The 24712-nt window shown below is 53.4% G+C and carries 29 protein-coding genes; 17 read left to right on the top strand and 12 right to left on the bottom strand.

Going from position 1 to position 24712, the window contains the following annotated elements; all coding sequences use genetic code 11:
* Positions 1–8: 8 nt before the first annotated feature.
* The 9 genes from ACZ47M_RS04550 to panB form a co-directional block, all read right to left on the bottom strand.
* The gene (locus ACZ47M_RS04550; protein ID WP_315340537.1) at positions 9–3188 is read right to left on the bottom strand and encodes a cellobiose phosphorylase; all 3180 of its coding nucleotides are present in this window, start codon (positions 3186–3188) and stop codon (positions 9–11) included.
* 28 nt (positions 3189–3216) lie between these two features.
* Positions 3217–4149, bottom strand: coding sequence for a glycoside hydrolase family 16 protein (locus tag ACZ47M_RS04545; protein WP_315340534.1), 933 nt, complete (start codon positions 4147–4149; stop codon positions 3217–3219).
* Positions 4150–4641 carry a type II toxin-antitoxin system VapC family toxin gene (locus ACZ47M_RS04540; protein ID WP_315340531.1) on the bottom strand — a complete coding sequence of 164 codons (492 nt, stop codon included), beginning with the start codon at positions 4639–4641 and terminating at the stop codon, positions 4150–4152.
* A 4-nt stretch (positions 4642–4645) separates the two neighbouring features.
* Positions 4646–4855: a hypothetical protein gene (locus ACZ47M_RS04535; RefSeq protein WP_315340529.1), complete on the bottom strand. Its 210-nt coding sequence runs from the start codon at positions 4853–4855 to the stop codon at positions 4646–4648.
* Positions 4852–6360 carry a beta-galactosidase BgaS gene (bgaS, locus tag ACZ47M_RS04530; protein WP_315340527.1) on the bottom strand — a complete coding sequence of 503 codons (1509 nt, stop codon included), beginning with the start codon at positions 6358–6360 and terminating at the stop codon, positions 4852–4854. The genes ACZ47M_RS04535 and bgaS overlap by 4 nt, the downstream gene beginning before the upstream one ends.
* A gap of 2 nt (positions 6361–6362) precedes the next feature.
* Positions 6363–7841, bottom strand: a complete 1479-nt coding sequence (locus ACZ47M_RS04525; RefSeq protein WP_315340526.1) for a beta-agarase — start codon at positions 7839–7841, stop codon at positions 6363–6365.
* 48 nt (positions 7842–7889) lie between these two features.
* Positions 7890–9200 (bottom strand): CGP-CTERM sorting domain-containing protein, encoded by a 1311-nt coding sequence (locus ACZ47M_RS04520; RefSeq protein ID WP_315341041.1) that lies wholly within the window; start codon positions 9198–9200, stop codon positions 7890–7892.
* A 220-nt stretch (positions 9201–9420) separates the two neighbouring features.
* Positions 9421–10089 (bottom strand): glycosyltransferase family 2 protein, encoded by a 669-nt coding sequence (locus ACZ47M_RS04515; protein ID WP_315340525.1) that lies wholly within the window; start codon positions 10087–10089, stop codon positions 9421–9423.
* Positions 10090–10944 carry a 3-methyl-2-oxobutanoate hydroxymethyltransferase gene (gene panB, locus ACZ47M_RS04510; RefSeq protein WP_315340523.1) on the bottom strand — a complete coding sequence of 285 codons (855 nt, stop codon included), beginning with the start codon at positions 10942–10944 and terminating at the stop codon, positions 10090–10092.
* An 89-nt stretch (positions 10945–11033) separates the two neighbouring features.
* Here panB and ACZ47M_RS04505 point away from each other — a divergent pair, with 89 nt between their 5' ends.
* The 6 genes from ACZ47M_RS04505 to ACZ47M_RS04480 are packed head-to-tail and all read left to right on the top strand — an operon-like array spanning position 11034 to position 16413.
* Positions 11034–11294 carry a ribbon-helix-helix protein, CopG family gene (locus ACZ47M_RS04505; RefSeq protein WP_315340520.1) on the top strand — a complete coding sequence of 87 codons (261 nt, stop codon included), beginning with the start codon at positions 11034–11036 and terminating at the stop codon, positions 11292–11294.
* Entirely contained in the window at positions 11263–11724 is a 462-nt protein-coding gene (locus ACZ47M_RS04500; protein WP_315340518.1) for a type II toxin-antitoxin system VapC family toxin, read from the top strand. Before ACZ47M_RS04505 ends, ACZ47M_RS04500 begins: the two co-directional genes overlap by 32 nt.
* A gap of 1 nt (position 11725) precedes the next feature.
* Positions 11726–12151, top strand: coding sequence for an archease (locus ACZ47M_RS04495; RefSeq protein WP_315340517.1), 426 nt, complete (start codon positions 11726–11728; stop codon positions 12149–12151).
* Between the two features lie 9 nt (positions 12152–12160).
* On the top strand, positions 12161–13096 hold the full coding sequence (locus ACZ47M_RS04490) for a tRNA (cytosine(49)-C(5))-methyltransferase (protein WP_315340515.1): 936 nt from the start codon (positions 12161–12163) through the stop codon (positions 13094–13096).
* Positions 13093–13536 (top strand): methyltransferase RsmF C-terminal domain-like protein, encoded by a 444-nt coding sequence (locus ACZ47M_RS04485; protein WP_315340513.1) that lies wholly within the window; start codon positions 13093–13095, stop codon positions 13534–13536. The genes ACZ47M_RS04490 and ACZ47M_RS04485 overlap by 4 nt, the downstream gene beginning before the upstream one ends.
* Before the next feature lie 60 nt (positions 13537–13596).
* Complete coding sequence (locus ACZ47M_RS04480) at positions 13597–16413, top strand: RtcB family protein (RefSeq protein ID WP_315340511.1); 2817 nt, start codon at positions 13597–13599, stop codon at positions 16411–16413.
* Positions 16414–16475: 62 nt separating this feature from the next.
* Here the strand turns inward: ACZ47M_RS04480 and metG are convergent, their stop codons facing one another.
* Positions 16476–18698 (bottom strand): methionine--tRNA ligase, encoded by a 2223-nt coding sequence (gene metG / locus ACZ47M_RS04475; RefSeq protein ID WP_315341038.1) that lies wholly within the window; start codon positions 18696–18698, stop codon positions 16476–16478.
* A gap of 179 nt (positions 18699–18877) precedes the next feature.
* On the opposite strand from metG, the gene ACZ47M_RS04470 reads away from it, so the two are divergent.
* Genes ACZ47M_RS04470 through ACZ47M_RS04460 form a run of 3 tightly spaced genes read left to right on the top strand, consistent with a single transcriptional unit; the run spans position 18878 to position 19741 of the window.
* The gene (locus ACZ47M_RS04470) at positions 18878–19057 is read left to right on the top strand and encodes a hypothetical protein (RefSeq protein WP_315341035.1); all 180 of its coding nucleotides are present in this window, start codon (positions 18878–18880) and stop codon (positions 19055–19057) included.
* Positions 19035–19397: a PIN domain-containing protein gene (locus ACZ47M_RS04465; RefSeq protein ID WP_315340509.1), complete on the top strand. Its 363-nt coding sequence runs from the start codon at positions 19035–19037 to the stop codon at positions 19395–19397. Before ACZ47M_RS04470 ends, ACZ47M_RS04465 begins: the two co-directional genes overlap by 23 nt.
* Positions 19394–19741: a 6-pyruvoyl trahydropterin synthase family protein gene (locus ACZ47M_RS04460; protein ID WP_315340506.1), complete on the top strand. Its 348-nt coding sequence runs from the start codon at positions 19394–19396 to the stop codon at positions 19739–19741. The genes ACZ47M_RS04465 and ACZ47M_RS04460 overlap by 4 nt, the downstream gene beginning before the upstream one ends.
* Before the next feature lie 59 nt (positions 19742–19800).
* On the opposite strand, the gene ACZ47M_RS04455 is transcribed toward ACZ47M_RS04460, so the two are convergent.
* Positions 19801–20289, bottom strand: coding sequence for a DUF192 domain-containing protein (locus ACZ47M_RS04455; RefSeq protein ID WP_315340505.1), 489 nt, complete (start codon positions 20287–20289; stop codon positions 19801–19803).
* A 190-nt stretch (positions 20290–20479) separates the two neighbouring features.
* Here ACZ47M_RS04455 and ACZ47M_RS04450 point away from each other — a divergent pair, with 190 nt between their 5' ends.
* The 8 genes from ACZ47M_RS04450 (at position 20480) to ACZ47M_RS04415 (ending at position 24263) form a co-directional block, all read left to right on the top strand.
* Positions 20480–20755, top strand: coding sequence for a hypothetical protein (locus tag ACZ47M_RS04450; RefSeq protein WP_315340504.1), 276 nt, complete (start codon positions 20480–20482; stop codon positions 20753–20755).
* A gap of 120 nt (positions 20756–20875) precedes the next feature.
* Complete coding sequence (locus ACZ47M_RS04445; RefSeq protein ID WP_315340502.1) at positions 20876–21391, top strand: rubrerythrin family protein; 516 nt, start codon at positions 20876–20878, stop codon at positions 21389–21391.
* An 80-nt stretch (positions 21392–21471) separates the two neighbouring features.
* Positions 21472–21633 (top strand): rubredoxin, encoded by a 162-nt coding sequence (rd, locus tag ACZ47M_RS04440; protein ID WP_010478457.1) that lies wholly within the window; start codon positions 21472–21474, stop codon positions 21631–21633.
* 10 nt (positions 21634–21643) lie between these two features.
* Positions 21644–21991 carry a class II SORL domain-containing protein gene (locus ACZ47M_RS04435; RefSeq protein ID WP_315341032.1) on the top strand — a complete coding sequence of 116 codons (348 nt, stop codon included), beginning with the start codon at positions 21644–21646 and terminating at the stop codon, positions 21989–21991.
* A 202-nt stretch (positions 21992–22193) separates the two neighbouring features.
* Entirely contained in the window at positions 22194–22391 is a 198-nt protein-coding gene (gene dmpI / locus ACZ47M_RS04430) for a 4-oxalocrotonate tautomerase DmpI (protein WP_315340497.1), read from the top strand.
* Positions 22363–22839, top strand: coding sequence for a flavodoxin family protein (locus ACZ47M_RS04425; protein WP_315340495.1), 477 nt, complete (start codon positions 22363–22365; stop codon positions 22837–22839). Before dmpI ends, ACZ47M_RS04425 begins: the two co-directional genes overlap by 29 nt.
* Positions 22840–22901: 62 nt before the next feature.
* Positions 22902–23597: a hypothetical protein gene (locus tag ACZ47M_RS04420; RefSeq protein WP_315340493.1), complete on the top strand. Its 696-nt coding sequence runs from the start codon at positions 22902–22904 to the stop codon at positions 23595–23597.
* Positions 23598–23738: 141 nt separating this feature from the next.
* A complete protein-coding gene (locus ACZ47M_RS04415) occupies positions 23739–24263 on the top strand; it encodes a ferritin family protein (RefSeq protein ID WP_315340491.1) in 525 nt (174 codons plus the stop codon).
* A gap of 68 nt (positions 24264–24331) precedes the next feature.
* On the opposite strand, the gene ACZ47M_RS04410 is transcribed toward ACZ47M_RS04415, so the two are convergent.
* Entirely contained in the window at positions 24332–24712 is a 381-nt protein-coding gene (locus ACZ47M_RS04410; RefSeq protein ID WP_315340489.1) for a DUF190 domain-containing protein, read from the bottom strand.

Genomic DNA, 24712 nt, shown 5'->3' with positions numbered 1-24712 from the left:
AAATTAGTTTAGGAAAAATAAACGTCTATCGAGGCCACCTTTCCGTCCCTGACAGCCCTGGCAAGCTCCCCTCTAACTTTGTTTCCTTCTATCTCGGCTTTCCTCCCGTCGTCAAGGTGGATGATAACCCTGGCTTTTCCAAGGTCCAGCTTCCAGGTGTCCACTTTGGCTGGATTGTGGTAGGTAACCCTGCACTTTGAGAACAGCCTGAAGCTCACCTTTCCATCCTCGTCAAACAGCCAGCCGGGAAGTGCAGGCCTGAAGGAGAGCACGAGCTCGCCGTTTTCGGTATCGAACGGTTTTTCCCCTATGAACATGTTTTTCCAGATGCTCAGGAACTCCGCATTTGCCCCTGTAAGCCGGGCGTAGAATCCCGCTCCGTGCAGGGACTCGTCGGGATAGGCGCTGCTGACTATAAAGGATGTGTTTTCAAGGGGACTCCTTCCGTAAACGGCCGGGTCAAGGAAGGCAACGATGACATTCCGGAAGTCCTCGTAAAACTCGTCGTAAAGTCCGCTTCTTATGAGTTCGAGCATGTATTTGTACTCCATGTGGAGCCAGATGGACTCGTTCTCCAGCCACCCCGGAGTAAAGGCCCTTGCCCTGCCGATCTCTATTGGCTGGTCTTTCAGGGAAGCGTTGAGCTTGTACATCTTCAGTTTTCTGTCATAGAGGTCGCTCTTCCTGACCTTTCTGTAAACCTCCTTCAAAAGTCCCCTGTCCCCCCTGAGGACTTTGAATTGCTTGACTGCGCCTTCGAGGAAGAGCGGCATTCTTCTCTGCTCGAACTTCAGAACCCTTATCTCCCCTTTTTCACTGACCTCATAATCCACCGGTTCATAGTAGAAGTACATCGGCATTATGCCGTTGTTCTCCTCTATGGCCCTCTCAAGACCCACCCTGAGCTTCTCGCGGAGGAGCTTCAGGCCATCGAGGAGTTCTCCTGTTTTAACTTCCACTTCCTTCCCATCGAAACCGAGCCTGGTCCTGTCCCTGTACCTTTCCCGGAGCTCCGAGAGAGACTCCCACAGCCAGTGATCCCGGTGTTCATCCTCCCTACCCTTGTACTCTTTAACGAGCCTGACTTCCTCCGTGAAGAGCTCCCACACCTCAACGGGGATCCTGAGCTCAACCTCTGGAAACTCCTCAAGGGAGTCTATTAAAAACTCAAAGAGCCTCACCAGCTCTGCGGCTTCTCCCACCGACGAGCCAAAGAGCCCCGGAAGCCCGTTGAGGGCATCGTACCAGCCCGGCTTCCCCGCTTCCATCTCTATTCCCATTCCGGCTGGATCGAGTGTCGCGAACTTGATGAATGCAAGATTGAGGAGCTTGGTGATAAGGTTCGTGCGGTATACCTCTCCCCTTCCATTCTCCGTCCTCATGAGGTGCCTGTACTCCTTCCGGGACTCGATGAGGGCCTTCTTCTCTTTGTCCTCGGCGAGGGAGTTGTACTGCCTCACCCTGCCGTTTTCGAGCACATACCTCTTTGACCTCGGGAGCACCACCATGGCGTTGTCATAATAGGTGTAGCTGTAATCCTCGAACAGGAGCTCCCTCTTCTTCTCAGGGTACACCCCAAGGTAGCTCTCTATCAGGTCGAGGTTGTATGTCCAGTGGTCGCACCAGTAGCCTTCCCCGTGAACCGCATCAACCTCCTCTTCACAGCCTTCGAGGACTCTGCGGAGGAACTCCTCTTCGGAGACCTTCAGCTTTATTCCCTTCTCCTCCACGAACATCAACAGCCTTCCCGGGGTGAAAGGCCCCTTCAGGAACTCTTCAAGGGGTTCCGGATTATCCACAAGCTCCTTCAGGAAGTCCGTCCTTTCGGTTTTCAGGCGGTATTTCACACCGTTGATCACGAGCGGGTTGTAGCCGTCGGCCTGTATGAGGTTCATGAAGAACTTTATGTCGTAATCCCTTATCTCTGGGTGGAAGAAGACGTTCTCCCTCCTGTTCTGGTTAACATCTCTGAAGTTCCCGTTTCCAGTCGAGTAGTACTCCGGTACAAGCACGAAGTAGTTGTAGTCCCTCTCCTGGTCGCCGTGCTTTCTCAGGTAGATGTAGTACACGAAGGGATTTCCCTCCTCAAGGAGCAGGGGATAACCTCCCCTTAGGACGTTGTCAAGGTAGCACTGCTTTGAGTACTCGTCAAAGAGCCTGGAAGAGGTTTGTGTCCATATATCTTCAACAACCTCCTCTATTATCTCGCTGTTCTCAAGGTGCTTCTTCTCGAGGTACTCTTCGCTGGCGAACTTCTTCTCGTATTCTTCGAGAAGGGCTATGTGCGGGACGTAGCCTATAACGGAGTGTATTTTGACCTCCTCACCGGGCATGAGCTTGGTTTCGAGGGGCGTGAAGGCGGAGGGTATCTTGTTGAAGGTCACCTGCTTTTCACGGACCAGCTCACTTAAGGGCTTCTTAATGAAGTTCTCAGGGGAGAGTAACGAGCTGTCCGTTCCGAAAACTATGTCGGGGTCAACTATAGGCATCACGAGCTCGTTTATACCTCCTTTCTTCACGAGGGAGATGTAAAACGTCCCCTCCGTGAGCTCAGTGACCTTTGGGACGTCTTCTGTTGATGACTTCAGCTTGAAGAAGGGCATCTTTTTGTCGAGGTTGTAGACCTCCATCCAGGCCTTAACGAGGGTGTTCATGTGCTTTATCACGTAGTCATTGACACCGTAGGGGACTACCACGGGCATTCCGTCGAGGAGTTCGATTCTTTTCGGGAAGTCGGAGATGTTCCTTATCCTGACCCTCCTGATGAGGGTAGGTATCCTCTCCCCGGGGAGCGTGTAGTAGAGCACGTTAATTTTGAGTCCCAGGTCTTCGTTTATCTCCTCTATTTCGAGCTCGTTTCTCCCTATGTACATCCTCTGCTTTACCCTTCCCTCCAGGGGAGTGAAGGCCTCGTAGGCAACCCCTTCGTCGGGGAGTTTGATGAAAGTCCTGAAGCCGAGGGTTCTAACCGTCTGGTAGGCCCTTATTGCGGAGTTGAACTCCATTATGGGGTGATCTTTGTCCTGCACGCCAAAGGAGCTCACACACTGTCCTCTGTTCACGTAAAATACCCACATGGGTATGCCCTTCTTTCCCGCTATTCCGGGTAGGAAGCTCGCGAAAGGCCTTAAGCGGTTGTAGTCCTCGATAACGAACCTGCCCTTTTCATCGAACCTGTACATCTCCATCACCCCAGGGATTGAAAATAAAGAACATTCAGCCGTTAACAAGCTTATAGACCCTCACGTAGTCGACATACATCCTTGCCGGGAACTTTGTCGTGGCGTCGGGCCATCCCGGCCAGTTGCCTCCAACCGCCAGGTTCAGGATTATGTAGAAAGGCCTGTCGAAGACCCACTCCTTGCCCATGGCCTCGACCTGCTCCCTTGTGACCACGTGATAGAGCTCACCATCAACGTACCACTCTATCCTGTCCGGGAACCAGTCAACGGCAAAAACGTGGAAGTCCTCCGTGAAGTCTGGGACTCCCTCCGGAAGGGTATAGCTCTTGGTTATAGAGCGACCTCCTGAGTATCCTGGCCCGTGGACGGTGCCGTGAACGGTTCTTGGCTCATGACCGAGGAGCTCCATTATGTCTATCTCCCCGCACTGGGGCCATCCGACTTCTTCTATGTTGCTCCCCAGCATCCAGAATGCCGGCCAGAGTCCCTTGCCCTCCGGTAGCTTCATCCTCGCCTCAACTCTCACAGGCGGAGCGAATTCTGCCTTCCCCTCGGTTTTGAGCCTTGATGAGGTGTACATGTATGTGCCGTACTCATCGGTGACCCATTCCTTTCTGGCCTCTATCACGAGTGTGCCGTTTTCTATCCTCGTGTTGTTTGGTGAGTAGTACTCGAGCTCGTTGTTTCCCCATCCGGGGATTCCGTATGCCTCTCCATTCCCTATCTCGAACGTCCAGTAGTCTTCGTTTACCTTTTCACCGTCAAACTCGTCATGCCATATGAGTTTCCATGTCCTACCGTTCTCCTGGATTTCAGCGGGCACCTGTGCTGTGGAGGTGGTGGTTGTGGGTGTGGTTGAAGTCCACGATGAAGAAGATGTCGTCTGTGTTTCTCCCCCTATGCACCCGCTCATGAAACCGCCGAGCATCACAACAAGAGTCAAGAGGCCCAGGAGTTTTTTCTCCATTCAAATCTCCTCCGGAAGTTGTTTTTGAATCGCCTCGGAGCTACCTTTTGAGAGCCCAGAAAAGAGCTGTTCAAGCTCTCCAATAAACTTCTCAGTGCTTATCACGTCCAGCCCGTATTTTTTGAGGGGATCATACAGTTCAGGGTTGTCTGTTATCAGGAGGGCGTTTTTTACTATGGCCGTAACCCCGACGAGGATGTCGCCGGTGGCCCTCTTGGTCCTGCTTTTTAGCAGGTTTTTCGTGATAATTGCGCTCTTGATGATTATCTCGTCATCCAACGGAACTATATGGTAGAGCTCCTTTAACACGGCCATCACATGATCAGGGTTTTTCCCTAGAAATGCCTTTGCGAAGAGATACTCGTATACACTAAGCTGAGGGACGAGGATTTCAAACTTCATCAGGGCAAGCTCGAGGAGGTCTTTGTTCCTTTTGGTGTGCATCCGCAGGAGGGCAGAGCTGTCGAAAAGTATTCTTTTGGGCATTTTCATTACTTTATTCCTCCTTCAGTTTTTTCAGAACTTCTAGGGCAAGCTCGCTTTCCTCTTCGTCGAGGCTTATTTCTTTGAGTTTCTTGTCCAGGTTCGTGGAGTGCCAGGTCTCTATCAGGATCTTGAGGACCTCGTCGTATGACCTCGCATCGAGCTTGGCCTTGAGCTTCTTTATCGCGTTCCATGTTTCTTCATCGACGGCTATCGTCTTCATAGCCCCCACCTCCCGAGGTACTCCCTCCTAATCCTCTCGGTTACACCATTGTTCCCAACAATCTCTCTGTAAACCCCCACGCTTTCCTTCCTCGGGATTCTCTCTTTTGTGATCATGTCAACGGAATACAGGCCAAACCTCATCCTGAAGCCCATCGCCCATTCGTAATTATCCGTAAGTGCCCAGTGGAAGTAACCCCTGACGTCGAAGCCGGACTCAAGGGCCCTCTCGATATAAGCCACGTGCGAGGCGATGAAGTGAGGCCTCAGCACGTCTTTAGAATCTGCGATTCCGTTCTCCATTATATAAACGGGCTTTCCATACTCTGAAGCGGCCTTTATGCTGTTGTAGATGCCCTCGGGGTACACTTCCCACCCGATGTCGCTAACTGGATATCCATCCTTTGAAAGCTCGTTTGGCGGGCAGGAGTACCCATAGCCGGGGACGCCCTTGAACCCCGTTATCGGGATTTCAGGGAACTTGGGCTCGGAATGGGCCACTACTTCCCTCGAGTAGTAGGTAATCCCTATCCAATCGAGCCTCTCGAGGTGAGGTACCTTTATCGTGGTCTCCATGTCGAACTCGATGTTGAGGTCACCCTTTGTTAATGCCTGGAGCATGAGACCACTGTGGAAGAAATCGGTCATCTGAGCCGCTTTGATGTCCTCAGGGTCATTGGGATCCTTTGGATAGGAGGTTCCAACGTTGTTGGCAATTATCCCGATAGGTGCTTCTTTCTCGAACTCCCTTATGGCGTCGTAGGCCCTTGCGTGGGCGTTTATTATATTTATGATGGCTTGCTTTGCACTTTGCGGATTAACAACACCCGGCGGGAACCCCGAGTAGGGGGCAAGGTATCCGAGCTCCACCATCACCATCGGTTCGTTGAAGGTCGCCCAGATGTCCACGAGGTGCCCGAACTTGTACGCGAGGTAGGCCGCAAACTTGGCGAACTCGAGAACGGACTTCTGGCTCACCCATCCGTTTCTCTCGTTTTGCAGGTTTGTATCGCGGGACTCGATTGGGTCGTGAAGCCATATGGGGTGGGTATAGTGGGTAAGGGTCAGGGCGACCTTGAAGCCGAGCTTCTTCAAATTTGTAAGGACGCGCGTGTAGTGGTGAACCTCATTTTTGTCCGCTATCCCGTCAAGCTTCCTGAGGGTTTCCCTGGTTATTTTCACCCTCTTGATGAGCCCGTTGCCGTCGAGTTCATAATCAACTTCAACCCCATAAGTGGGACAGGGGAATATCCTGCTCCACTCCAGGTTTAAGGAGTAAGCGTTGAGCCCGAGCTCCTTAGCCAGAGAATGATCAAGAGGATAAAGTTCGTAGTTGTTGATGCCTTCCTCAGGCAGATCCCCGCTTACGAGCTCTTTCTTCAGGTTAACGGGGTCTCTGGCCCAGTACCACCAATCGCTCCTCGTGTCCAGGTTCCTGTTGAACCTGTCACCCATCTCAAACTGGAAACCCGATTGCGAAACTCCCCAGAGGAATTCCGTCTTCATTTTTAACCCCCCTCATATCCCTTCAGGTGTAGCTCTTCAATGTTTCTATTCAGCTCGCTGAAGGTTCTGACCATTTCCTCGTAGGGCTCATCCTCAAGGTTTACGAGACCGTAGTTGCTGTTTTCCCCGTCCCATCTACCCTCTCTGGGCTGGTCAGACCATTTGAACCAGTGATATCCGACGGCATACGGAAGCTTCATAAAACTCTCTATGAAGCGCTTTGTGTATTCGGCCCTTTCTTTTTGGGTCTGAACGGTGATTCCTGCCCCAACAGTATTGGGAAGCCCGGAATCCACCGCCCTGAACGAGAACTCGGTTATCATTATGGGTTTCCCCGTAATTTCATGTATGTGATCCAGGTACTCCTTCGGCGCCACCTGGAAGTTATAGAGATTCAGCGAGATAACGTCCACGTACTTTCCAGCGACTTCAAAGACAACATCGGGAGGCCTGATGAAAGGAGAAACCGCAAACCTCACTCCAAGTATCAGGTGGTTCTGATCTACCTTCCTTATGGCGGTTGTTGTCACATTAAAATACCGCTCAGCGTATCTCCTCAAAAACTCCTTCCTTGCCTCGGTAAACGGGGGCGTTGATGGGAGGTCACCGGGATAGGTAAGCAGGTCGTCAAAGGAGTTATAATTTGTCTTGAGCTCCTCGTTAACCCGGGTAATGCTACCATTAAAGGTCTCTTTCAAAACTTCCACTGCCACTCTCTTTCCTGGAGCCTCGGGGGATAACTTCATGAAATCGTCCAAGAGATGATTGCCCGACCTCCAGTCCGGCCCCCAGCGAAGTTCGTTGTCCGTAAAGAAGCCGATGACCAGGGGGTTGTCCTTTAAAGGTTCAACATTGAAGTACACTGCCTTACTCACGTACTCCTCAAAATCGTCTTTGAAAATGTCGGGCATGGTGCCGCGTTCCCAGTTAAACCCGTATTTCCCCCCTATGTCAAGAAGAACGGCATATGGAAAATATTCATACAGTTCTGGAGAGGACCAGCTCCCAACAGTATTGAAGCCCCACTCAACCATCCTGTTAGTTGTGACATTGATCCACAGGCTTATGTCCCCGTACTTCCTCAGCACATTAGCGTAATACGGAGAATACCCCAGCTTAGGAGAGTGATCACCCAGGTAATTTATGGCGTTCACTCCTTTGGAGATAAAAAGGTAACCTTCCGGATCAACAAGCCAGTATTTTCCGTTTACCACTTCAACCCTAAAAAATCCCGAAGCTTCAAGCTGTGCCTTTTTCCATCCCCCGAAATCAGAATAGCCTTCAGAAAAATTCGCTTTAGGTTTGGAAGAGCTGCTCGTGGCAGGTTCGGTGTGGGGGGATGAATCAGTACTCGGAGATCTGGTATAAGAGGACGAATCCATATTCTCACTCTTCCTCTGTGCGTTGTTTCCAATGCATCCCAGGACCACTGTGGAAACAAGTATTAAACCGAGAACCTTGAGGAAGGACGCGTTTCTCATGTTTCATCCCCCTGGGGTAAAGAGCAGGGAAAACAAAGAAAACCTAAATTAATGCCTCTTCCCTAGGAGAAGTGGGATTACTGCCAGGCCGATTATGGCCGCTGGCCCGCAGATTCCTCCACCGCCCTTGCTGGTAGTTGTTGTGGTAGTTGTTGTCGTTGTTGTAGTGGTTGGCTTGCTGGTAGTTGACTGGGTAGTAGTAGTTGTCGTGGTAGTCGTAGTAGTCATTGACTGACTGGTCGTAGTAGTTGTTGCAGTGGTTGTAGTGGTCGTTGTTGTCGTTGTAGTAGTTTTTGGGGTAGTCGCAGTAGTCGTGGGCTGGCTGGTCGTAGTTGTTGTGGTTGGCCTGGTGGTAGTGGTTGTTGTGGTGGTAGTTGTAGTCGTGGTTGTGGTCGTAGTGGGAGGCGCTATGATCTCGGAGACCTCGCTGGGGGACAAAATCCTTGCATCATGGAGTATCCAGCCGTAGTTGAAAGCCGTGCCCTGGCTTCCGCTGTAAGAGCCTATGGATATTGAAGTCCACTGCTGATTCTCAACGGGCATGCCGAAGAAGTCAGAGAGCTGTTCGACAACTTTGTCGATCATGGGTTTTATGTCAATTATAACTTCTCCGGAAGCTGGAAGCTGCTCCTGGGGCATGAAGAGAAGGACTCCCCATCCTCCTCCGGACAGGGCCCTCTGGATCGTAAATTTAATATTTTTCATTTCCCCGTTCAAGATCACTGTGGAGGTAACTTCTCCCACTTCCCTCCTGTCCCCGACTATTCCTCCAAAGTCATCGAAGAATGGGACGTAGATTTCCCCAATGGGTGCTCCTGAACCCTTGTCTTCAAACCAGATGTTTATACCGTATCTCACAAGAGTGTCATTTCTTCTGGCTACATCGTATTTTACTTTCACCCAGATGCCCTCGTACTGGGATACATTGGAAGCCGGGAGCGGCAGCTGGAGGTATGAATACCCTCCAACGGGGGGTTTGTCTCCCCACCACTGGGCCGGGGCCCTTCCGTCGATGATAACCTCCGGCGTTGCCCAGGCTATTCCACCCCACTGTGTCTGCACGTTGCTTAGGTTAACGTAGAAGGCAACTTCTTCCGTGCTTTTAATGAACTTCATGAAAACTTCTCCCTGGCCACCAACTATGTTCCAGAAGTTTGTCTGCATCCAGATCGTTCTTCCATCACCGAGCTGGATTGAGCTATTAAGCCACTGGTCCCACCAGGTAAACTGAATGTCGCCCTCCTGAGCTGGAGCCGCTGCGATGTTCTTTATGTCCTCCAACGTCATTGCTGAAACAAGCCCCAAAAACACTAACGACAGAACTAAAACGCTTACGGCTTTTGTCGCCCGTCTGGCCATGGAAATCACCATGGAATTGTAGATACAATCCCATATAAGCCTTTCGCCTTTTTATATAGTTGGCCCGAGATTATAAAAATAATGGCGAATATAACATTCCCACAATCCGGGGCATTGAAAGTTCTCGGTAGGGGTGCTATAAAGGAAAGTGTCTTACTCAACCCGAGACAGGGGCCTCGCTGTAAAGGGCGAGGCTCCCGGAAAAAGACAAAAGACGAGCTCAGAACTTGAGGTAAGTCTCCATAAAGCGGACGACGTCTTTAAAACCAAAACGCCCCTCCCGGTTTGGGTCGTATATCATGCTTACTGCCTCTTCCCTTATCCTCGCCCCCATCTTTGCGGCCTTTAGCAACATCTCCGTCTCCACCTCGTAGCGGTCGCTCTCTATCTCAGGCAGGAACTCCCTTCTGTAGGCCCTGAAGCCGCTCTGGGTGTCGTAAACGTAAGTTCTGAGCTTGAGGCGGATGAGCCTGGTCGTGATTATGTTGCTCAGCCGCCTGGGGAGGGGCCTTTTGCCGGCTTCCTTAACCTTCCGCGCCCCGATCACCATGTCGGCCTCTCTCCTGACTATCGGCCCAACGAGCTTGATTATCTCCTCGGGTTTGTGCTGGCCGTCGGCGTCCATGAAGACAACGATATCCCCGGTTGAGTTTTTCACACCCTCGCGCATCGCGCAACCTTTGCCGCAGTTCCTCTCCAGCCTGATGACCTTCACCTTAGGGTTCTTCTCTGCAAAAGCCCTTGCCACTTCGTAGGTTCCGTCTGAGGAGCCGTCATCGACCACTACCACTTCATCGATGAACTCAGGAATCCTCTCCAGCACTTTGGGAAGGCCTTTTTCCTCGTTGTAGGCCGGGATAACGACGCTTATCTTCTTCTCTCCGAGCATTCACTTCTCCCCCAGCCTCCCAAGGGCTTTTTGAGCCTTCTCCCTGAAGTCTTTCTTATCTAAGAACTCCCAGTAGTGCTCCCTGCCCGGGAATTCCCCGGCCTTGACTTCGCTGTTGTAACTCTGAAGGGCTTTCAGTATTGCCTCGCCAAGGTTGGCGTAGCGCTTCGCAAAGGGCGGGGAGTTCTCATAGATTCCAAGGAGGTCGTGCCATACCAGAACCTGGCCATCAACCCACGGCCCGGATCCTATGCCTATCGTGGGGATCGAGACCTCCTCAGTTATTAGCTTCGCAACGTCTGCGAGGGTAAATTCCAGAACAACGGCGAAAGCTCCCGCTTTCTCAAGGGCCTTGGCATCGCGGAGGATTTCCTCAATCTCCTCCTCGGTTTCCCCCATGATCCTGTAGCCGCCAAGCCTCAAATAGCGCTGGGGCGTTAATCCCGTGTGGCCCATGACCGGGATTCCCATCCTGACGAGCTTCCTGACGAGCTCCTCGTGGTCGGCGCCGCCTTCTATCTTTACTGCATCCGCACCGGCCTGGATGAGCCTCATCGCGTTCTTTACGCCTTCTTCAACGCTTATTTCATAGCTCCCGAAGGGCATGTCGGCCAAAACCAGCGCCCTCTTTACAGCCTTAGCAACTGCCCTCGTGTGGAAGACCATCTGCTCCATGCTCACGTTGAGCGTGTTAGGTTCTCCATAGACCACCATGCCGAGTGAATCGCCGACGAAGACGATGTCGATCCCTGCTTTATCCACCAGAAGTGCCGATGGGTAATCGTATGCCGTAACCATCGTGATTTTCTCCCTTCCCTTCATCTCGCGAATCCTCTTCGGCGTTATCTCCCTCATGCCATCACCGGCACCGTTTCGACGGCGGGCTAATTAACGGTTTCGATGGGCTTATATACCAATGTCGGTAATTACTTACGGGTGGTGGAATGGGAAAGGTGAAGACCAGTGTTTACATCGATGGTGAACTGTGGAAGGAGTTCAAAGAGCTGGCCCGGCGGGAGAAGAGCGAGGTCAGCGAGCTCCTTGAGGAGGCGCTGGTGAACTACCTCATAAACGAAGTTTTGAAGGACGTAGACGACCCAGAGGTGCCCCTGTGGTTCGAGCCTTTGAAAGTCAAAGGGGAGAGCAGCGAGAAGCTCGTGAGGGAGATGAGGGATGATAGGGAGAAGCGTTTACTTGGACACTAGTGCGATTCTGAAGAGATACCTGGACGAGGAGGGCAGCGAGGTCGTGAAGAGGCTCTTCATGGACGCATACAGGGGGGAGGTGAAGCTGACCTTCAGCATCTGGAACATCGGAGAGGTGATCGACGTACTCGATATAAGACTGAGGCGGGGACAGCTCAGCAAAGAGGAGTTCGACTTCCTGAAAAAAGGCTTCCTGGCGGAGATAAAGCGGCTCACGAGGCTGGGCGTCCTGGAAGTCGTTCCCGTCCACTCCCTAATCCTGGCAGACGCCTGGAAACTGATCGAGAAATATCACCTATGCCAGGCCGATACCCTGCAGATAGTCTCGGCAAAGTACGCGGAGGCGGGGAGCTTTTATACTGCCGACGGAAGGCTCCACTGGATGGCAATCGAGGAAGGTTTAAACTCAATACTCCTTGGGGGTGAGTGAAATGAGGGAGTGGGAGCACTACGAGCACACTGCAGACATAGGCGTCCGCGGTTACGGCTCAACGCTTGAGGAAGCCTTTGAAGCCGTAGCCCTGGGACTCTTCGACGTCATGGTGGACGTGAGGAAAGTGGAGCCGGGGGAGTGCAGGGAAGTTGAGGTCGAGGGGGAGGACTTGGAGGCCCTTCTGTATTCCTTCCTCGAGGAGCTTTTAGTGCTCCACGACATGGAGGGCCTCGTCTTTGGAGACGTCAGGGTAAAGATAGAAAAGACCGAAAAAGGCTACAGGCTCAGCGCTAAAGCCTGTGGTGAACCGGTGAGCGAGAAGCACGAGCCGAAGGAGGAAGTGAAGGCTATAACCTACCATGACATGGAGATAAAGCAGTTACCTGATGGCAGATGGATGGCCCAGTTCGTCCCAGACCTATGAGGTGGTCTAATGGGCGCCAGGGACGTGATTAAAGAGGCAAACCCGGCCTTTTACGAGCGCTATTCACAGCTCGAAGACACCGACGAGTTCTGGGAATTCATGATAAAACCGCCCCGGCAGAGCATAAGGGTGAACACCCTCAAGGCACCGCTTGAGGTGGTCCTTGAGAGGCTTAAAGAGGAGTTCGAGCTTGAGCCGATACCCTGGGCCAGGGAAGGCTTCTTTATCAACGTCGACAACCTCGCGAAGGTTCCGGAGCACAGCCTCGGCCTCATCTTTGGCCAGGAGGCAAGTTCAATGATTCCGCCCGTTGCGCTCGACCCGAAGCCCGGGGAGCTGGTTTTGGACATGGCGGCGGCCCCCGGCTCAAAGACCGGACAAATAGCGCAGTACATGGAGAACGAGGGCTGCATCGTAGCGAACGACCCGAACATGGACAGGGCGAACGTTCTTATAGCCAACCTCAACAGGATGGGCGTTTTAATAGCGCGCGTCACAACCAGGGACGGGGCCGAGTTTGCGCGTTTCGAGAACACCTTCGACAGGGTTCTGCTCGATGCCCCATGCTCCTCCGTTGGGTTGATAAGGAAGAAGTGGCGCTTTTTAGAAGCGTGGAACCTGAAGGGCGTCATGAAGTACATGAACATCCAGAAAAAGCTCATCCTGGCTGGCTACAAAGCGCTGAAGCCCGGAGGAACGCTCGTCTATTCCACCTGCACGATAGACCCGCTGGAGAACGAGGAAGTTGTTGATTACCTCCTCAGGAAGACGGACGCCAGGCTGGAAAAAATCGAGCTCCCCGTTAAAACGAGCGAACCAGTCCTCGAATGGGAGGGAAAGGAATACTCGCCCGAGCTGAAGAAGGTTTTGCGCATACACCCAAACGACAACGACACCGAGGCGTTCTTCGTAGCTAAGATAGTCAAGCCGGAGGGGGGCGGATGAACGGGGAGATTAATGGAAAGGAAACGGGGGAGAAAGACACCGAACTCGTGAAAAAGCTCCTCGTTGAAAACTATGGCTATGCTCCAGAGCTAATCTACAAAATCGGGGGCAACAATCGGAAAGTTTACGCCTACAAGCCCTGCGAGCTGGTTAGCAACATCGGATGGAAGGGCCTTTACTTCGGAAAGATCGAGAGGGACGGAATAAGGCTCACCATAGAGGGGAGCTTTTTGGTCGGGCCAAAGGCGACGAAGAACGTGGTTGAGCTCGACGACGGGAGGGCGAGGCGCTATTTGGCAGGGGAGAGTGTTGAGATAGGTGGGGAGCTCTACGGGTGGGTGATAGTGAAGTGGCGCTCTTACTTCCTCGGCTCCGCAAAGGCCAAAGGGGGGAAGCTGATAGGCTACGTGCCAGGAGAAAGGAGGTTAAGGCTGGAGTAACGTTTTTGTCCCGCGAAAATTTAAAATAACCCCAGGCCTACCTGAGGTGGGGTGGGAGGGATGATACCTCTAAAGAGGATTGACAAAATCCGCTGGGAGATACCGAAGTTTGACAAGAGAATGCGCGTCCCCGGGTTGGTTTACGCCGACGACCAGCTCATAGAGAAGATGCGCCAGGATAAGACCCTTGAGCAAGCTGCTAACGTCGCCACGCTCCCGGGCATCTATAAGTACTCAATCGTAATGCCGGATGGACACGAGGGATACGGCTTCCCCATCGGCGGAGTGGCGGCCTTTGACGTAAAGGAGGGCGTGATAAGCCCCGGAGGCGTGGGATACGACATCAACTGCCTTGCCCCTGGCTCAAAAGTTATGACCGAGCACGGGTACTGGCTCAAAGTTGAGGAACTGCCCGGGAAGTTCAGGCTCCAGGGCGTTAAGGTTTACAACCTCGACGAGGGGCACAACGACGCTTCAAGGGTTGCCTTCGTCGCCGAGAGGGAAGTTGGAGAGGGCGAGCTGGCCGTGAGGATAACCACCGAGAGCGGAAGGGTCATAGAGGGAAGCGAGGAGCACCCGGTTCTTACTCCGGAAGGCTACGTTTACCTGGGGAACATCAGGGAAGGGGACTTCGTCATAGTTTATCCCTTCGAGGGCGTTGAATACGAGGAGAGAAAGGGCGTAATCCTCGATGAAGAGGCCTTCAAAGACGAGGACCCGCAGATGCTGAAGTTCTTGAAGGAGAAGGGCCTAATCCCGCTCCGCTGGGAGGATCCGAAGGTCGGAACGATAGCGAGGATCCTCGGCTTTGCCTTCGGAGATGCTCACCTTGGCGAGATGTCAGAAGGGTTAACCCTGGCCTTCTACGGGAAGGAAGAAACACTCAAAGAGCTCAGAAAAGACCTCGAGGGGCTCGGGATAAGCGCCGACCTCTACGTCCGCGAGAAAGGCCACGGCATCGAGACAACCAGCGGGCACTACGAAGGAAAGAGCCCCTCCGCGGAGCTGAGGGTCACATCAAGGAGCTTTGCTCTCCTGCTTGAGAAGCTTGGCATGCCAGAGGGCAAGAAGACGGAGAAGACCTACCGCGTTCCGGAGTGGATAATGGAGGCCCCGCTCTGGGTCAAGAGGAACTTCCTGGCCGGACTCTTCGCTGCTGATGGAAGCATTGTCGAGTTCAAGGGCAACACGCCCCTCCCCATAAACCTCACCCGGGCGAAGAGCGAAGAGCTTGCCGGTAGCCTTGCCGAGTTTTTGGGCGACGTTGCCAGGTTGCTGGCCGAGTTCGGCATAAAAACGGCCCTCTACGAGGTTAAGTCAGAGAAAGGCGTGACCTACAGGCTCTCCATAGTTGGTGAGGAGAGCGTTAAAGCTTTCGTTGAGCGGATAAACTACGAGTACGACCTCGAAAAGAAGGCCAGGGGCCTCATCGCAGCCGCTTACCTCAGGCTCAAGGAGCGCGTTGGGGAGGAGCGCAGGAGGGCCATCGAAGAGGCGAGGGGCTTCGTCGAGAGTAGCATCTACGAGGGTTACAGAGAGCCGGAGGTTCCGGAGGGCTTCCCGACCTTTGAGGAGTTCGCCAGAGAGAGGGGTTATGAGGGTGGCTTCGTCGCGGAGAAGGTTGTAAAGGTCGAGAGGGTAAAGCCGGGCTACGCCAGATTCTACGACATCGGAGTTTACCACGAGGCCCACAACTTCATAGCCAACGGCATCGTCGTCCACAACTGCGGCGTCCGCTTAATCAGGACGAACCTCACCGAGAAAGAAGTAAGGCCAAAGATCAAGGAGCTCGTCGACACCCTCTTCAAGAACGTGCCGAGTGGCCTTGGAAGCGAAGGCAGGGTGAAGCTCCACTGGACGCAGATCGATGATGTCCTGGCTGATGGTGCAAAGTGGGCCGTTGAGCACGGCTACGGCTGGGAGGAGGATCTGGAGCACCTCGAGGAAGGCGGAAGGATGGAGGGGGCAGACCCCAACGCGGTAAGCCAGAAGGCGAAGCAGCGTGGAGCGCCCCAGCTCGGCTCCCTCGGCTCGGGAAACCACTTCCTTGAGGTCCAGGTGGTTGACAAGGTATTCGACGAGAAGATCGCCAAAGCCTACGGCCTCTTCGAGGGACAGGTCGTTGTCATGGTCCACACCGGAAGCAGGGGCCTCGGCCACCAGGTGGCGAGCGACTACCTCAGGATAATGGAGGATGCCAACAGGAAGTACAGAATTCCCTGGCCCGACCGCGAGCTTGTAAGCGTCCCCTTCCAGAGCGAGGAGGGGCAGAGGTACTTCAGCGCGATGAAGGCAGCCGCAAACTTCGCCTGGGCCAACAGGCAGATGATAACCCACTGGGTCAGGGAGAGCTTCGAGGAGGTCTTCAAGAGAAAGGCCGAGGACATGGAGATGGGCGTGGTCTACGACGTGGCCCACAACATAGCGAAGGTTGAGGAGCACACCGTTGATGGGAAGAAGGTCAAGGTCGTGGTGCACAGGAAAGGCGCAACGAGGGCCTTCCCTGCGGGCCACCCTGACGTTCCAAGGGCTTACCGCGACGTCGGCCAGCCCGTCCTGATTCCAGGCTCTATGGGCACGGCCAGCTACGTCCTGGCTGGAGCAGAGGGGTCAATGAGGGAAACGTTCGGAAGCTCCTGCCACGGTGCGGGGAGGTTGTTGAGCAGGCATGCCGCGACCCAGCAGTACCGCGGTGACAGACTGAAGAACGAGCTGATGCAGAAGGGTATTTACATCAGGGCGGCTTCGCTCAAGGTTGTGGCGGAAGAGGCCCCAGGGGCCTATAAGAGCGTTGACAACGTCGTCAGCGTCGTCCACGAGGCCGGAATAGCCAGCCTCGTTGCCAGGATGAGGCCAATAGGCGTCGCCAAGGGCTGAAGCTTTTGCTCTTTCAATTTTCATCCAAAGCCGAAAAAAAAAGGGTTTGAAAGAGAAAAACCTTACCTTATCCCCGCTCCGAGTTTAACTTCTTTGTCCGGCATGAGCAGGGCGACGTTTTCCCCATCGTCGGCCGCTAAGAGCATCCCCTGGCTCTCTATCCCCCTGAGCTTCTTGGGCTCGAGGTTCGCTATGACGACGACGTAGCGGTTGAGCAGCTCCTCCGGCTTGTAGTACTTCTTCAGCCCCGCGACGAGCTGTCTGACCTCGCCGCCAAGGTCGACCTTCACCACGTAGAGCTTATCGGCGTTGGGGTGGTCTTTGACCTCGACTATCTTCCCAACCCGCAAATCGAGCTTCGCAAAGTCATCAAAGCTTACGTGACCCATCTTTTCACCCTCTCCTACCTTCTCATTTTTCTCGGGGGTTTTGGCCTTTTCTTCCTTCACCCCGGGAACCTCACCGTAGATGCTCTTGAGGAGAGCAAGGGCCTCTTCCCTCCTCTTTTCTCCGAAACGCTCCAGGACAGCCTTAAAGACGTCCTCCCTCTTGTAGTACTTCTCCAGGAGCAGTCTGGCACTCTCCGGGTTGCCCCTTCCTATGTAGTTCACGATGAAGTGGATTATCTCCTCGTCGGTAACCTTCCTAAAGAGGGGACTGGCTTTCCTGACGCGGTGGCCGGCTTTGAGCTCGCTGAACTCCCAGCTCCTGAGCTCTTCAAGGTTGAGCATGTGCCATATCTTCTCGCTGGCATCGGGCAGGAACGGCTCGAGGAGGATTCCGAGGGCCTTGACCATCTGGAGCGAGACGTTCACCGTCGTTGCCGTCCTCTCGCGGTCTGTTTTAGCTGTCTTCCAGGGCTTCTGGTGGTCGAAGTAGCGGTTTCCGAAGGCGGAAAGCTCCATAACGCGCTTGAGGGCGTCCTTGAAGCGGTATTCGCTTATCAGCTTACCCGTATCCTCGAAGGCCTTCTCAATCTCCTCAAAGGCCTGCCTGTCAAGCTCGTCCAGTTCGCCCCTCTCCGGAACAACCCCATCAAAGTACCCGTTAACGAAGGTCATCGCCCTGTGCACGAAGTTGCCGAGGTTGTTGACGAGCTCATCGTTTATCTTGCTCTTGAAGTCCTCAAAGGAGAAGTCACTGTCCCTCGTTTCGGGCATTATGGCTGTGAGGTAGTAGCGGAGGTAGTCGGCGGGGAAGGCATCGAGGAACTCGTGAACCCATATTGCCCAATTCCTGCTCGTCGAGAACTTCTTGCCCTCGAGGTTCAGGTATTCGTTTGCCGGGATGTCGTAGGGCAGGTTCCACTCCGCTTCAACTTCTCCGTCTTTGTACTTCCCGTAGGCCATCAGGAAGGCCGGCCAGAAGATGGCGTGGAAGGGCACGTTGTCCTTGCCTATGAAGTGAACAACTCTGGTTTGCCCGTCGAGGTTGAGCCAGAACTTCTTCCACTCTTCCTCCCTTCCCTCCCTCTTCAGGTGCTCGATGGTGATGCTTATGTACCCTATCGGCGCCTCGAACCAGACGTAGAGGACTTTACCCTTGACGTCCTCCTCGTCGAGCGGGACAGGGATTCCCCAGTCGAGGTCGCGCGTCATGGCCCTCTCTTCAAGCCCCTCGTTTATCCAGCCGAGGACCGTGTTTCTAACGTTCGGCTTCCAGTGGTCTTGCCCTTCAACCCACCTCCTGAGCCTCTCCTGGAAATCCTGCATTTTTATGTAGTAGTGGGCCGAGTCCTTGAAGGTTATTGGATTACCGCAGATGTTGCAGCGCGGGTTAATCAGGACTTCCGGCGTGAGAGGATGACCGCAGACCTCGCACTGGTCTCCCCTCTGGTTCTCAGCTCCGCAGTAGGGACACGTCCCGATGACGTATCTGTCTGGCAAAAACATCCTGTCGTGCTCGCAGTAGGCCTGCTTCGTGACCTTCTTAACCAGGTGGCCGTTTTCGAGGGCCTTCAGAAAGAACTCCTGGCTGAGCCTGTAGTGAACCGGTAGCTCGGTTCTTCCAAAGAAGTCGAAGCTTATCTTCGCCCTCTCAAAGGTTGTCTTTATGTGCTCGTGGAACTCGTCAACCACTTCCCTGGGGCTTTTTCCTTCCTTCAGCGCGCGGAAGGTTATCGGGGTGCCATGCTCGTCGGTTCCACAGATGAAGAGCACTTCCTCGCCCCTGAGCCTTAGATAGCGCACGAAGATGTCCGCCGGAAGGTAAGCCCCGGCCAGGTGTCCCGCGTGAATCGGCCCGTTGGCGTAGGGAAGTGCGGAGGTAACCATGTACCTGACCATTTTAACCACCGCCTGGCAGTGTTTCTGCCCCCCTTATAAGCCCTGCGGGTTTTAAACATTACGATAGGTTATTAAGGTGGCGGCGAAATATGCACAGTTTTATATAAAGCAAAGGTCTCGCCGGCCTCCGAGGTGGGAAGGTTTATTAAACACCGGGTGAACTCTCTACGGTGTGGAAAATGGAGGCCTCCAGAGGAGTTACAGTAAACCGGGAGTGGCGAGCCAAGATGGATGAACTGAGGGCAAAAGCTCGAGAAAACGTTGATGAAGTCCTCAAGCGTGCCTTCGGGTCGATAAAGTCGGAGAAGTCCTGGCGCGAGCTGGAGGCTGAGCTTTATGATGAGCTTTCTCGTGGATAGCAACGTGTTTGTGGAAGCTATAAAGGGCAATCCAGTGACGGAGAGTCTTCTTTCGGGACTCTTTCATTCCATTGCGAGGGTCTTCATAAACGAAGTGGTCTTCAGTGAGGCGTTTTATCACTACCTTCGTCTAAAAGCCGGCCCCTACTGGAAGGTTAAGAAAAACCCGGAGCTTGTAAAATCCGCGCCACTTCTTCCAAACGATGCACTCATACTTGCCACTTTGGAATACTATGGGGTTGGAGCGCTGGTCTCCCTTGACTCTGATTTCGCAGAGGCGTGTGAAAAGGAAGGAATAGTCCTCGTATCTTCCGCTAAAGACCTGGAGGAATCCCTATGAAATCCCGCGTCATCGAGCGCTTTAAATTTGAGGCAGCCCACACCGTGATAATCGGCGGCCAGGCTGAGGAGATACACGGGCACACGTTCCGGCTTGAGGTAACTGTTGAAGGCCCGCTGAGGAACGGCTACGTCATCGACTTTCTCCAGCTGAGGGCTATCGTTGAGGAGATCATCAAAAAACTCGACCACAGGAACCTGAACAGGCTCTTCGAGAACCCGACGACGGAGAACATTGCCCTCTGGATTGCCGGTGAGATCGGAAAAAGACTGCCGGAGGGCGTCAAACTCCACCGTTTGAGGCTCTGGGAGGGGGACGAGAACGGCGTTGAGTTCGAATTTTAGGCGAAACTCTTAGATAGCAGGAAGACCCATCAACCCGGAGAATCCGGATTTATCTCTACTTAACCCTCTCCTTGCGGAGGTGGATTGGTTTTGGCTTCCTTCACGCTTTCAACCATCGCCACGCCGTTGCTTGACCCGTTCAGGTCAATCTTCCCCGGAATCAGCGACTTAACTGGGACCGCTTTTTTCTTTTCCCCGGTGGGATACCAGCTTATTAAATCGCCTTCCTCAACATCGAGAACCTTTATCAGCCCAACGGGGCCTTCTATAATGTATCTTGCCGGGTTTTTTGGTGAGTACAGGCGCCATTTCCGGGCTTTCCTGAAATCGACGACTTTCCTGGAAGAATCCAGCCAGATTACGTCTATCTCGTCCAGCATAAAAAAGGTGTGGATTGCTGCGTTTACTCTTGTCTCGGACGGCAGATAGAACACAAGGGCATAATCGATGTTTTTTACCATCATCAATCCACGGAAGCGCCTGATAAAGCTGTCCGCAACCTTAACTGTGCCCGGCCATTCCTTTCCCTTGGTTTCGTTTATTATCATGGGCGAAGGTTGAGAGCATTTCCTAATAAACTTTGCCAGCGGGACTGTTACTATCACAGCAATCCGGAGGAAAAAATTTAAGTTTTAGAGACGCATTAGCTTTGAAGGGATTGAAACTCTGATGGTTAGCGTTCCATCCGATTCCAGTTATGTATTAAAAAGCCCTGTGAGTCTGGACGGGGGTGACCTTATGGAAAAACTTGATAAGGTGATTAAAGAATTCAATAAACTTCACGGCAGAGAGGCGGAAGTAAAAGTAAGGGAAATAACGGGGGAAGAGGTTATTCTGGAGTTCGAGGGCTCGTTCTGCGCCACCTGTGGGCTCTACGACTACTTCGACGACATAAAGTGGGAAGCTATGGAGTTCGGGCTTAACATCGAGCCCGTGGAGGTTCTCAAGGCTGAGGAGGATGATTTTGAGCATGGGCGATACGTTGTGAAGTACAGACTACTGGGTGATAAGTAGCGGCGTCTCTTCAAGTTATCGCACAAGCCCTTTTTCAGGGACAAACCTCCGGTCTGGAAAACAGTTATATACCCCGAGCGATGAATATATCAGTGCAACAACGTGCTTTGGTGGTGCAGCATGGTAGTGAAGAGGAAAATGACCCGGAAGTTTTTGGAGGACGCCTTCGCGGGCGAAAGCATGGCCCACATGAGATACCTCATTTTCGCCGAGCAGGCCGAGAAGGAGGGCCTCCACAACGTGGCCAAGCTCTTCAGGGCGATAGCTTATGCTGAATTTGTACATGCCAAGAACCACTTCATAGCCCTCGGGAACCTGGGCAAGACCCCTGAAAACCTCCAGGCGGGGATAGATGGCGAAATATACGAGGTCGAGGAGATGTATCCCGTCTTTAAGAACGCCGCCGAGTTCCAGGGCGAGAAGGAAGCTGTTAGGACGACCCATTACGCCCTCGAGGCTGAGAAGATACACGCGGAGCTCTACAAGAAGGCCAAGGAGAAGGCCGAGAGCGGCGAGGACATCGAGATAAAGAGGGTCTACATCTGCCCGGTCTGCGGCTATACAGCTGTAGATGAAGCCCCCGAGTACTGCCCCGTCTGCGGGGCCCCGAGGGAGAAGTTCGTGGTCTTCGAGTGAGCCTTTCGTTTTTCTATTTCACAGGTTTGAACCGCAAACTTTATAAGGACGACCTAATAAATTTAAGGTGGTGAAAGAAAATGGCGAAGTGGAAGTGCATGGTTTGTGGATACATCTACGATGAAGACGAGGGCGACCCCGAAAGCGGGATAGAGCCCGGAACCAGGTTTGAGGAGCTCCCTGACGACTGGGTCTGCCCGCTCTGCGGTGCCCCGAAGGACATGTTCGAGAGGATAGAGTGAGGTGATGGCCATGATAAGCGGAACCATAAAGAGCGGAGACTGGAAGGGGGAGAAGCACGTCCCCGTTATAGAGTACGAGAGGGAAGGAAACCTCGTAAGGGTCGAGGTTGCCGTCGGAAAGGAGATACCGCACCCGAACACGCCGGAGCACCACATTGCCTGGATACAGCTCTATTTCCACCCCGAGAATGGAGCCTTCCCCATACTCGTTGGCACGGTCGAGTTCACAAACCACACCGACCCGCTCACGGAGCCGAGGGCGGTCTTCTTCTTCAGGACCGAGAAGAAGGGCAAGCTTTACGCTTTAAGCTACTGCAACATCCACGGCCTCTGGGAGAACGAGGTTCAGCTTGAGTGATTTTCCTTTTTGTCCCTCCCCTTTAGGAGGGTTTATTACCGGCTGTTGGACAGCGGTGCGGTTAATTAGCGCCTGGGAGCTCAAGTTCTCGTCCTGTTCTACGGGGGTGTCCCCCTGCCAGATGCCACCTGCCAGAGGAAAGGTATAAGTACGTCAAAGTGCTACCATGGTAGGGGTATACCCGCGGATTGGAGGTGGTCTGGTGCCGACCGTTATAGTTGAGGGCCCGAGGGCGGATAGGGAGACGAAGAGGGAGCTTGTTAAGAGGCTCACCGAGGTTGTTAGGGAGGTTTACGGAGTCCACCACGTCAGCGTGATAATCCACGAGAACGAGACAGAGAACGTCGGCGTTGACGGGGAGCTTCTCTCCGATGTTCTCGAAAGGAGGCGCGGCAAGTGAGGGCTCTTGTTGTTTACTACTCGAGGGACGGCACACGAGAGAAGTTGCGAGAAGGATTGCAGAAGCTCTGGGGGCTGACCTTGACGAGGTCATTGACAGGAAGAACCGGAAGGGCATACTCGGCTTTCTCAGGGCCGGTTACGACGCGACCAGGGGTAAAACGACGGAAATAGCTTTTGAGAAAGACCCTTCAGAATATGACCTCGTGGTCATTGGTAGCCCTGTGTGGAATGGCAGAGTTACCCCGGCTATAAGGACGTACCTCCTCAGAAACAGGGAGAAAATCAGGAAAGCGGTCTTCTTTGCCACGTGCGCCGGGAGGAAGGGTAAAATCCTTGAAGGAATGAGGGGGCTCTACGGCGGAGAGGTCATCGCTGAGGCTGTAATGGAGAAGGAAGAGAAGACAAAGGAGTTCGTTGAGGCATTGAAAAGGGTCATAAATTCCTGAAGCTGGCCTAATCCAGCCGGGTTTTCCTTTCCCCCGCTCTGTCCGGATTGGAGGGAGGCATTGTGTCCGAGGGGAGAAAGACCTACGACCCCACCACATGGAAGCCCGGGCGTCTCGACCTGATCCTGTCGGCTGTGATTGCGTTCTCACTTCCCCCTCTGGCGGGCTGGCTTTACGATAAAAAGGGCGCGCTCATACCGATGTTAATCTACTACGGGCTCGCCTGGGGATTTGTAAAGCTCCGTCGGGGTGTCATCGGCTACCTCACTCCTATGCCCGAGAAGCCACCCGTGTGGTTCTACATCAACGTGGCCGTTGTCATCACCGCCCTCGCCTTCGCTTACATGTCCCCGGTTAGGGTGGAAAACCCCTGGCTCCCCGGGGTTGTCCTCACGGCCCTCCTCTGGGCACCGGTCAATGCATCCTCCGAGCAGATACTCTGGCTCTACATCTTTGACTCGTGGGATCTCTACCCAGAGGAGAGGCGCATCGGCTACAGAATAGCTGGACTGCTGCTGTTTATGGCTTTTGTTGGGATGATACACGTGATGTTCTGGACAAAGTTCCTCCAGGTGGCCAGGCCCGACACGGTCTTTGGGACCCTTTTTGTCCTCGCAACAACTATCTCAGGGTTCCTCCACATCGTTGTGTGGCGCCGCTCGGGTCAGATGGTGTTCACTTTCATACCGCATTTCCTGCTCAATCTGGGCCCCCTGCTTTGGACAGGGTACAGCATACTGCCCTATCTCTGGAAATGAGGGCAGTAGTTTTCTATTTTTCTCTCCTAAAAAAGCAAGAGCCCTGGCGGCAAAATAACGGAAATAGCGGCCTGTTTTTCATAGGTTCACTTGGGGCAAAGGTTTAATACCTCAAAACCCAATAGATAAAGGGGATAAAGGATGGTTCCGCCGGAGCTTGAAGAGGGGCTTCCCCTCGAAAGGATTAAGGACTTCTCGCTTGAAGAACTTTTGGGAATGGCCATAAAAGCTGAGATCGGTGCCAGGAAGTTTTACGGGAGTTTGGCGGAGAGGATAAACATCCAGGAGCTCAGGAACAAGATAGAGTGGCTTGCCGGGGAGGAGAAAAAGCATGAGGAGCTTTTGAGGAAAATTTACGCCAGCATGTTCCCCGGAAAGGAAATCGTCTTCCCTAAGGAGCACATAGGGCCGGAGCTCCAGCCGGTTGCCAGACAGCTCAGCAGTATCGGGGACGTAATAGACCTCGTCCGCTGGGCCATGAAGGCAGAGGAGATAGCGGCGAAGTTCTACGCCGAGCTGGAAAACATGGTCGACACCGCGGAGAAAAAGAGGCTCATGCGCTACCTCAGCGACATGGAGTGGGGCCACTACTACAACCTCAAGGCTGAATACGAGCTCCTCCTCGACTGGGAGATGTACAGCCAGATGATGCACGTCGGGCCTTAGTTTGTCTTTTTCTAATGTCAAAAGCCTTAAATTCCTCGGGTTTTTCCCCGAAGGCCCCGCCCTCAAAGCTACAGTTCCCTGACGGCGTCCTCTTCGAACTTTTTAACCTCTTCCTTTGTTCCAACCCAGACCACGATAGTTGGCTCAACGGTTATCATGCCGTCCTTTATCATGGGCTTTATCTCACCTATAGCCTTCTCAATCTTGTGACCCCGGTCAACGACCTCTATGATGATGGGTAAGTCCGTTGAGAGCCTTATAACGTCGCTGGAGTGAATTTTATTCCTCTTCCCGAAGCCGTAGATACCTCTGTAGACAGTTGCCCCAGCGATCCCCATCTCGAGGAGCTTCTCAACTATGGCCTTGTAGAGGGGCTTTCCATCAAAGCGGTCGTCCTCACAGACGTAGATCCTGAGCCTGAGCGTGTTCCAGTGCTCGACTTCCACCAT

This window comes from Thermococcus waiotapuensis (assembly GCF_055384795.1).
Note: the sequence above shows the minus strand (reverse complement) of the source record. Positions and strands in the feature narration are given on the sequence as shown.

Bases quoted from the DNA above. Each gene is read 5' to 3' on its own strand.
- ACZ47M_RS04450 (WP_315340504.1), top strand. From the start codon at position 20,480: ATGGAAAAACTTGATAAGGTGATTAAAGAATTCAATAAACTTCACGGC.
- ACZ47M_RS04470 (WP_315341035.1), top strand. From the start codon at position 18,878: ATGGAGGCCTCCAGAGGAGTTACAGTAAACCGGGAGTGGCGAGCCAAG.
- ACZ47M_RS04445 (WP_315340502.1), top strand. From the start codon at position 20,876: ATGGTAGTGAAGAGGAAAATGACCCGGAAGTTTTTGGAGGACGCCTTC.
- bgaS (WP_315340527.1), bottom strand. From the start codon at position 6,360: ATGAAGACGGAATTCCTCTGGGGAGTTTCGCAATCGGGTTTCCAGTTT.
- ACZ47M_RS04495 (WP_315340517.1), top strand. From the start codon at position 11,726: ATGAGGGAGTGGGAGCACTACGAGCACACTGCAGACATAGGCGTCCGC.
- ACZ47M_RS04535 (WP_315340529.1), bottom strand. From the start codon at position 4,855: ATGAAGACGATAGCCGTCGATGAAGAAACATGGAACGCGATAAAGAAG.
- ACZ47M_RS04480 (WP_315340511.1), top strand. From the start codon at position 13,597: ATGATACCTCTAAAGAGGATTGACAAAATCCGCTGGGAGATACCGAAG.
- ACZ47M_RS04425 (WP_315340495.1), top strand. From the start codon at position 22,363: ATGTTCTCGAAAGGAGGCGCGGCAAGTGAGGGCTCTTGTTGTTTACTA.
- metG (WP_315341038.1), bottom strand. From the start codon at position 18,698: ATGGTCAGGTACATGGTTACCTCCGCACTTCCCTACGCCAACGGGCCG.
- ACZ47M_RS04415 (WP_315340491.1), top strand. From the start codon at position 23,739: ATGGTTCCGCCGGAGCTTGAAGAGGGGCTTCCCCTCGAAAGGATTAAG.
- ACZ47M_RS04435 (WP_315341032.1), top strand. From the start codon at position 21,644: ATGATAAGCGGAACCATAAAGAGCGGAGACTGGAAGGGGGAGAAGCAC.
- ACZ47M_RS04525 (WP_315340526.1), bottom strand. From the start codon at position 7,841: ATGAGAAACGCGTCCTTCCTCAAGGTTCTCGGTTTAATACTTGTTTCC.
- ACZ47M_RS04460 (WP_315340506.1), top strand. From the start codon at position 19,394: ATGAAATCCCGCGTCATCGAGCGCTTTAAATTTGAGGCAGCCCACACC.
- ACZ47M_RS04500 (WP_315340518.1), top strand. From the start codon at position 11,263: ATGATAGGGAGAAGCGTTTACTTGGACACTAGTGCGATTCTGAAGAGA.
- ACZ47M_RS04550 (WP_315340537.1), bottom strand. From the start codon at position 3,188: ATGGAGATGTACAGGTTCGATGAAAAGGGCAGGTTCGTTATCGAGGAC.
- ACZ47M_RS04465 (WP_315340509.1), top strand. From the start codon at position 19,035: ATGATGAGCTTTCTCGTGGATAGCAACGTGTTTGTGGAAGCTATAAAG.
- ACZ47M_RS04545 (WP_315340534.1), bottom strand. From the start codon at position 4,149: ATGGAGAAAAAACTCCTGGGCCTCTTGACTCTTGTTGTGATGCTCGGC.
- ACZ47M_RS04520 (WP_315341041.1), bottom strand. From the start codon at position 9,200: ATGGCCAGACGGGCGACAAAAGCCGTAAGCGTTTTAGTTCTGTCGTTA.
- ACZ47M_RS04485 (WP_315340513.1), top strand. From the start codon at position 13,093: ATGAACGGGGAGATTAATGGAAAGGAAACGGGGGAGAAAGACACCGAA.
- rd (WP_010478457.1), top strand. From the start codon at position 21,472: ATGGCGAAGTGGAAGTGCATGGTTTGTGGATACATCTACGATGAAGAC.
- ACZ47M_RS04540 (WP_315340531.1), bottom strand. From the start codon at position 4,641: ATGAAAATGCCCAAAAGAATACTTTTCGACAGCTCTGCCCTCCTGCGG.
- ACZ47M_RS04515 (WP_315340525.1), bottom strand. From the start codon at position 10,089: ATGCTCGGAGAGAAGAAGATAAGCGTCGTTATCCCGGCCTACAACGAG.
- ACZ47M_RS04410 (WP_315340489.1), bottom strand. From the start codon at position 24,712: ATGGTGGAAGTCGAGCACTGGAACACGCTCAGGCTCAGGATCTACGTC.
- ACZ47M_RS04455 (WP_315340505.1), bottom strand. From the start codon at position 20,289: ATGATAATAAACGAAACCAAGGGAAAGGAATGGCCGGGCACAGTTAAG.
- ACZ47M_RS04490 (WP_315340515.1), top strand. From the start codon at position 12,161: ATGGGCGCCAGGGACGTGATTAAAGAGGCAAACCCGGCCTTTTACGAG.
- ACZ47M_RS04505 (WP_315340520.1), top strand. From the start codon at position 11,034: ATGGGAAAGGTGAAGACCAGTGTTTACATCGATGGTGAACTGTGGAAG.
- panB (WP_315340523.1), bottom strand. From the start codon at position 10,944: ATGAGGGAGATAACGCCGAAGAGGATTCGCGAGATGAAGGGAAGGGAG.